Origin of the sequence: Tenacibaculum agarivorans (assembly GCF_001936575.1) — a bacterium.
GTDB lineage: Bacteria > Bacteroidota > Bacteroidia > Flavobacteriales > Flavobacteriaceae > Polaribacter > Polaribacter agarivorans.
Window position 1 is genome coordinate 284630 of record NZ_MSMP01000002.1, and the last position, 7611, is coordinate 292240.

At 29.4% G+C, this 7611-nt stretch carries 3 protein-coding genes; all 3 read left to right on the top strand.

Annotated features, from left to right (window positions below; translation table 11 throughout):
* The first annotated feature begins 129 nt into the window (after positions 1 to 129).
* Positions 130 to 3099, top strand: coding sequence for a hypothetical protein (locus BVC87_RS02715; RefSeq protein ID WP_075340807.1), 2970 nt, complete (start codon positions 130 to 132; stop codon positions 3097 to 3099).
* Positions 3100 to 3110: 11 nt separating this feature from the next.
* Positions 3111 to 4439, top strand: coding sequence for a S1 family peptidase (locus BVC87_RS02720; protein WP_083629222.1), 1329 nt, complete (start codon positions 3111 to 3113; stop codon positions 4437 to 4439).
* 378 nt (positions 4440 to 4817) lie between these two features.
* Positions 4818 to 7611, top strand: a 2794-nt coding sequence (locus BVC87_RS02725) for an HYR-like domain-containing protein (RefSeq protein ID WP_143569699.1), incomplete at its 3' end; no start/stop codon positions are given.

A 7611-nucleotide genomic window follows, 5' to 3' on the forward strand; every position in this document is an offset into this window, starting at 1 on the left:
ATAGCGTGTTTTTAGATAAAGATTTAAAAGCTTAATTGCTTATTTATTGTAATAATGAATGCTTGTTTTTTTATTGAAAATTATCCGTGTAGAAAAGATTTTTTATACATTTAAGTAAAATTAACCACAATGAAAACCAAACTATTACTGTTATTGCTCTTTATAGCAGCAAGTATTTCTAATGCACAAAAATCTTCACCAGTAGCGGGGCATGCTGCAGAACTTATTGATTTGTTAAAAAAAGATTATACGGCCTTGGATCCTAAGGCTAAAAATGAACAATTAAATATAGATAGAGGAAGAGTTATTGCAATTTTTAAGACTTATGCTCTAAGTACAATTTCATCAGTAGATGTAAGGGATGAGAAAAAATTAATAGAGCAAGCAGAGGAAATGATAGACTATTATATCAAAGAAATTAAAAGACTTAATAATCTAGAAGAGGATTATGAAGACGAGGTTAAAGAAAATAATAAAGGAATAGTCAATGAAAGAGGCGAAATAGTAAAAAAGCAATATGAAATTAATAGTAAAGAACTGACTAAAATAAAAGAACACTTTACAACTAAAAAAAATTCTTATTTGGTCCATATAATTGAATTATTTTCTACAAAATATAAAAATATAGAAGAAGATAAAACAGATGGTATGGCTAAAATCAATTATCAGTCAAACGTACAAAAGTCCATATCTTTTCTTAGTGGAGGTGGTTTTAATATTAATGCTGTTGTAGAGGGATTGGCTGATTTTTTAGCAGATAGAATTAAAGCAGAAATCACCAATTATGCTATGGAGAATATTAAAGAAAAGCTGAACTCTGATAATTTGAAAGACGAAAGTTTGTTACATGAATTAATGGCTTTATTACCAGAAACAACAAAATATATCAAACAATTTAATGGGGATGAAATTTTAAAATTTACAGATAATTTTAGAGCACATATTGCTTTAGATATTAAAAATTTGGTTGATAATATTGGGAATTTAAAAACAACACCACGTTTTATCAAACTAATAAATAAGTATCCAGATATTGAATTTGCTTTTGAAGCAGTAACTTTAATTCCGCAATTGGCAAGTGTAGATCATCCTGTAGATTTTTTTGAAAAATTAGAAACCAGTAAACTTATTAGAACATGGAGTTTTTCTAAGAATAAGCAAAAGTTTAACATTGCCAATACCATAAAAATGGCCAGCTTACTAACAAATAGTTTGTTAATTATAAATAGCGATGATTCAAGACGTTTTGCTTCTACACAATTCATGGCAAATTATGCAGCTGAACCTAATTTTTTTATGTTGTTTGTTGGGTTTTTACATCAACAGAACGTAAAATATTATAACGTAGCATTTGATAAAGGTTATAATTTAAAGTATACATTGAGTTTTGATCAGTTAATGAATAATACCTTACAACCAAATGATATTAAGCGTACAGAAGAGAATATACAAATTATTACAAGTGCGTTGGTAAACATTACTGATAATGCTGAAAAGCTATATCAAGAGATAGAGAAAATTAAAAGATTAAGTAATGATGATGAACAAAAAGTGGATATAGAAACTATTCACGGATTTTTAAACAGTTTTATTGGCTTTTTTGAAGATACATTAGATGCTTCACAAACGATATTAGAAACCTCAGAAAAAACAAGATTACTTTACAATACAGATTTAAACGTATCAACAGACATAGGGAATTTTAAGAAAAACACAACTCCTTATTTAGCTACGGCAAAATCAGTAAATAATATTGTGTTACAGTTACATAATAAAGAATACGGATTAGCTATTGAAGAAGCGCTTACAATTCCTGAAAGATATACAGATCAATTTATTTTTTCAGATGTTGTTTTAAATATTCCGAATCAGTTAAAAGCTACTGAAGTTTTTCATTTATTAAAAGCAACGATCAAAGATTCAATTACTGATGACAATGAAATTACAGCCTTGAAAAAAATATATGAGAAAATAATAGAAATTTTAAAAACAGATGATGACTTATCTGACTTACAAAAAGATATATCAAATTTAATAGAAATTACAGATCTATCTGCATATCAAACTAGTTATTCGAATTTAAAAACACAATTAAATAACGATGAAACAAAGAAAAAATTAGCAAAAGCATTTTTAAAATTTCAATTAGATAATCTTCAAAATTACATAATTCTTCATTTTTTAAAGAAAGAGGGAAATATTGATGAGGTAGAAAAAGTATTAGAAAGTATTAAGGGTGAGGAAGCTGACTTTAGTAAGAAATTAGGTAGTTTAGCAGTAAAAATTAAGAAGAATACTATTTTAAAAGAAAATGAAAAAAAATATATATCAATTCTAAATTGTTTAGATCTAATTAAAAGCGATATAGAAGACCTACAAAGTAAAATTGAAACTTATAGTACGAAAGCATTAGAGTTTTATATCTTCAATGAAGATAAGGAGGGATTAGAGACATCAAGAAAAGAACTACTTGTAATATTTGGAAAAAAAATACTTAAGCAGCTAATAACGAATACAGATATAGAACAAAATAAGGAGGTAACTAATATTATCAACTTTACAAGTAGTATAGCTAAAGCGGAAAATTCAGAAGCTGTTAAGCAAGCGTTAGAAAGTTATGCATTACCTACAGGTAGTTATAGTGTAAAGAGAAAATCAGCATTTAATGTATCTATAAATTCTTATCCTGGTATTTTGGCGGGCTATGATATTAATAATTTAAATGATGGATGGGCGACAGGAATTACCGCCCCAGTAGGTTTATCATTAACTCCTATAATTTTAAAAAATTTATCTCTTTTTATTCCTATTATAGATATAGGAGCACCAGTTAGGCTACGTTTGTATGATAGTAATGAAGAAGGGAAAACATTAGAGAAACTACCAGAATTGAGTTTTAAAAATATTTTTACACCAGGAGCATATTTAAGTTATGGGTTTGGCGATAGCCCTTTTGCTTTAAATGCAGGAGTACAATATGGACCAGAGTTGGCTTTAGAAGGGGAGAATATAACGATTAATGATAAAGCTTCTTGGAGTATTAATGTTGGTTTTGTGGTTGATATTCCTTTGTTTACTATTTATAATAGACCAAGATAATAAGTAAAAACATGAAACGGACTATCATATTTGTAATACTATTTGGGTTGAATGCATTAATAATAGCCCAACAAAAAGGAGCAGTTCCTGTTTCAAAGAAGGAAATTAAAAAGAAGGGTGAATTTATTCCTATTTATGAAAACAGTAAACAGCTTGAAAAAGCGGTGTCAAATGAAGTTTTTGTAAAACAATTACAGGAAAAAGTTAATTATGAAACTTCCAAAAAAGTTACACAAGAAGAGTATTACAGAATGGTACAAGAGTTCTTGAAAAAAGAGAAATCAACGAAAAATAAAATAAAGTTTCAATTTTTTCAAGAAAAAAGAATTCAGGATCAAAAGCAAAAAGAAGTTGAAGAGCAAGAGTCAGGTATCCCTAAAATTATTGTTGATGATGAATATGAATCAGAAGATCAAATCGTATATCCTGATGATGTTGAAGAAAGAGTAATAGTTACTGCCTCAATAGTTATAGATTCAATTTTTGAAGATGCTGGCTTTGAAGATACATTAGAAAGAAATAAATTAAAAAAAATCATAAAAGGTCCCACTCAGTATGATAGTAGAATAGAAATAGAAGATTTAAATCCTGTAGAAGATAAATATGCTAAAATGCTTTTTATAAGTGAATCAGTAGCAATAGTTATTGACAAGCGAAAATTAAAAAAAATAGGAAATGATTATTACAAATTAGATGATAGTATAACTTTACAAGGGAAATATAACCTATGTGATAATGTGCCTTTTGGAAATCAACATACTATTGGTATAGGTACTGCTTTTATTGTTGGAGAAGAAACCATGCTTACGGCAGCACATGTTTTTCAAGGAAAACTTAAAAATTATGCTATAGTTTTTAATTATAAACTAATTTCAAGCTCTGGTATTGATGAAACCATTATCCATAAAAGCGATATCTATTATCCTAAAAAGATTGTGAAAAAATCATATAATTTAGATGTATTGGCTTTTGATGTAGATAGAAGCTTTGCTGAATTACCATTAGCAATAGAAAACTCAAAAGTTTTAGCAGAAAATCAAGAAGTATATATGATTGGTCATCCTTTGGGGTTACCCAAAAAAGCGGCAATAAATGCAAGGATACTAGATAATTCTCCTATGAAATATTTTTACACCAGTTTAGATGCATTTCAAGGAAACTCCGGGTCTCCCGTACTTGATGTAGACACGCATAAAGTAATTGGAGTATTAGTTTCAGGTGAAAGAGATTATGTTTTTAATGGGAATTGTTATGAAGATAATATTTGTAGAATACCTTATTGTAAGGGAGAAAAAGTAGTCAGAATAGAGGCATTCTTTGGGAAACAACAAAGAAAATAGATCTTAGTAATTGTAATAGACTATGCGTTAAAAAAATAAAAATACAACAAATAATCTTTTAGTTTATTGAGTAATTTTTTAGATGTTAAAATCTTACGACATACATTAATAATACCTTTTTATATACCTTTTTCAGTCAATACAATACGAATCATATAGAATGATACTTGAGTATAATTTTCTTAATTTCAATGAATTAATATTTGAGTGTTGAGTTTAATACACTAATGATTTGATTCTTTACGCTTAAGGAATATTTCGAATAAAAAGGAAGGTGTGTTTCTACTTTTGGATCCATAATCGATGATCCCATATAATATTACTATTTAGTATGTAAAGCATATTAAAATACTAAACAATATTATATAAACAGGGGAGATGAAAACAAAAACTACACAGAATTTAAAAATTCCATTAGTCTTATTTTTATGTTGGAATAATTTTTTAAATGCACAAGTCAAACAACAATTTACACCTAGATTTTCTGAAGGAATACATGGAAATGTAACCATGATTGCCAATAATGTTTTATCAAGATCAGCTACACAAAATTATAATGGTCAAGGAGGTAATCATGATTTTAGCAATGTATTTGTTGATATTGATTCTGACCTAACAACTTTCAATTCTAGTAGCGCCAACTTAACTAATCCAGAACCTTCAATGGGGTGTTTAATCATAAAAAAGGCATATTTATATTGGGCAGCTGCAGACCTTAAAGAAAAAGATCCAAAAGATGAGTTAAACTGGGAGTATAACAAGGTAAAATTAATGTTACCTGGTAGTGCTGCATATAAAACTTTTACAGCAGATGAAGTTATTTTTAGAGGAAGAGATGAAATAAGGCCTTTTGTAAACGATCCCTACGTATGCTTTAAAGATATTACAAAAGAAGTTAGGGAGTTGTTAACACCATATGGAAAATATCAAGTAGGAAATGTAAAAGCTAAAAAAGGAAGATTAATATCACATGATAGAGTAAATACAGGAACGTCTGGAGGTTGGCAAATCATATTTATTTATGAAAATGCGAAACTACCTATGAAAAATGTTTCCATTTTTGATGGATATGCCAATGTCACTAGATATGTAAATAATTTTGAAGTTCAATTTGATGGATTTTTAACAGTTCCTAGAGGAGCCGTAAATGCAGATATAGTATTGGGAGCTTTGGAAGGAGATAGAGATTTAAAGGGAGATAAGCTGCAAATAAAGGATGCAAATGATAATTGGGTGAACCTATCCTACAATTTACGAAATGAAAACAATTTTTTCAATAGTAGAATATCGAAAAATGGAAGTGATTTTATAGATAGAAATCCTGCAAGTACAAACACGTTAGGTTTTGATGCAGATATTTTTACACTTAATAATACAAACAATATTGTTATTAAAAATAATCAGACATCGGCTACCATACGATTAACTTCTAATCAAGAAACTTATGGATTATTCTTATTAGGCTTTTCAGTAGATGTATGGAAACCTGATTTAGCCCCATTAGTACTTTCAGTAAATAAATCGTTAAATACTCCTGTAACTGTTGACGAAGAGTTAGTTTTTTCAGCAAAAGTAAAGAATAATGGAAATGATGATGTAAACAATTTAAAATTTGAGACTAATATACCTGAAGAAGCTACATTAGTAGAGCCAATATTGGGACTTCCAAATGGAATTTCCTACACATACAATACTGTTGATAGAAAGTTAACTTTTAATGCCCAACCAGGTATTACAGATGTTAAAGATTTACCATATACCATTTCTTTTACATTGAAAGTAAAAGATCAATGTCATTTTTTAGAAGAATCTAGATTAGCTGATTTAAATATGCAATTAATTGCAACTTATGACGGTGTTTTAAATCATAATATACAAATAACAAAGAGTTCGAACATTGTTAATGAGTGTGGTTTAGGAGATGAACAACCAATAATGCTGTCAATAAACAAACCAGATGAAACAGAATGGATTACAGTAGAAAATGCTTTAGATAAAACAATTTCTTGTGATGATGCTCAAGGATTAATAAATGCTCAATTATTAGCTCCAGAAGTAAGTTGTGATTTAAAAGTAGAAAAAGATGCAGGAGATTTTAATTTTTCTGCTGATTGCTCATCTTCTGGAACTTATGTAAATACATGGACATTTACAGATTCTTATGGCAGAGTAAGTGAAGTATATCAACAAACCATTACTATAATCGACACAGAAGCTCCTGTTTTTGTAGAAGATCTACCAGCTAGTGAATTGGAAGTAAGTTGTGATGCTATTCCTATTCCAGTTATTTTAACGGCTACAGATAATTGCGATACAAGTGTTGAAGTTAGGTATAGCGAAGAGCTCAAAAATCAAGATACTACTTGTTCTTCAAACTATGTCATAGAAAGAACCTGGGAAGTTTCAGATTGTTCGGGTAATAGGATAAATCATACTCAATTGGTAAAAGTAAATGATACAGAAGCTCCCGTTTTTGTAGAAGATTTACCTGCAAGTGAATTGGAAGTGAGTTGTGATGCTATTCCTGTTCCAGTAGTTTTAACCGCTACAGATAATTGTGATACTAATGTTGAAGTCACTTATAACGAAGCAATTAAAAATGAAGATGCTACTTGTTCTTCAAGCTATATAATTGAAAGAACCTGGGAAGTTTCAGATTGTTCAGGAAATAGCACAAGTCATACTCAATTGGTAAAAGTAAGTGATACCGAAGCACCTGTTTTTGTTGAGGATTTACCTGCAAGTGAATTGGAAGTGAGTTGTGATGCTATTCCCGTTCCAGTTGTTTTAACCGCTACGGATAATTGCGATACAAATATTGAGGTTACTTATAATGAAGAAATCAAAAATCAAGATGCAACATGTTCATCAAACTATGTAATCGAAAGAACTTGGGAAGTTTCAGATTGTTCGGGAAATAGTAGTAGTCATACCCAACTAATAAAAGTAAGGGATACAGAAGCTCCTGTTTTTGTAGAAGATTTACCTGTTAGTGAGTTGGAAGTGAGTTGTGATGCCATTCCAGTTCCAGTTGTTTTAACTGCTATGGATAATTGTGATACAAATGTCGAAGTTGTTTACAGTGAAGAGATTAAAAATGAAGATGCTACTTGTTCTTCAAACTATGTCATTGAAAGAACGTGGGAAGTTTCAGACTGTTCAGGAAATAACA

Bases quoted from the DNA above. Each gene is read 5' to 3' on its own strand.
- BVC87_RS02715 (WP_075340807.1), top strand. From the start codon at position 130: ATGAAAACCAAACTATTACTGTTATTGCTCTTTATAGCAGCAAGTATT.
- BVC87_RS02720 (WP_083629222.1), top strand. From the start codon at position 3,111: ATGAAACGGACTATCATATTTGTAATACTATTTGGGTTGAATGCATTA.